A 518-nucleotide genomic window follows, 5' to 3' on the forward strand; every position below is an offset into this window, starting at 1 on the left:
TGATCGCGTCATTCGGCACCCCTTCGCCCGCCAGACGGACCGCGTGGATACGGTCATGCGCGCGGGCGAGCAGCTTGGCGTTCGGGAATTTGCGATGCACGATTTTGACGATCTTCAGTGTGGTGTCAGGATCATCCGTGGCCACGACAATCACCTTGGCGGTCTCCGCCCCGGCGGCGGCCAGCACATCGGCCCGCGTGCCATCGCCAAAATGCACCCGCTCATTAAACCGCTTGGCCTCGCGAATACGGTCGGCGTCATGGTCCAGCAGGGTAACCGACACGCCCTCAGCCAGAAGCGGCTGCGCGACCAATTGGCCGACCCGACCAAATCCAATGATCAACACGCTGCCCTCGGCATCTGTGTAATCTTCGTCAATCGTTTCACGGGCGGGTTGCCGAACGACCAAGCGATAGGCGCGGTCCGCTTGCGATGAAAGCGCCATTGATAGGGTGACGATTGCCACGACGATTGATGACAATTCCTGCGGCAGCAACAGGGCAGAACTGGCGGCGGCG

1 protein-coding gene is annotated in these 518 nt (G+C 61.6%); it reads right to left on the reverse strand.

Going from position 1 to position 518, the window contains the following annotated elements; translation table 11 throughout:
* A partial coding sequence (locus Q7C20_RS27145) for an NAD-binding protein (protein WP_375071235.1) occupies positions 1-518 on the reverse strand: 518 nt, incomplete at both ends.

The organism is Pseudomonas sp. AMR01 (genome assembly GCF_041946035.1).
Lineage (GTDB): Bacteria > Pseudomonadota > Gammaproteobacteria > Pseudomonadales > Pseudomonadaceae > Aquipseudomonas > Aquipseudomonas antarctica_B.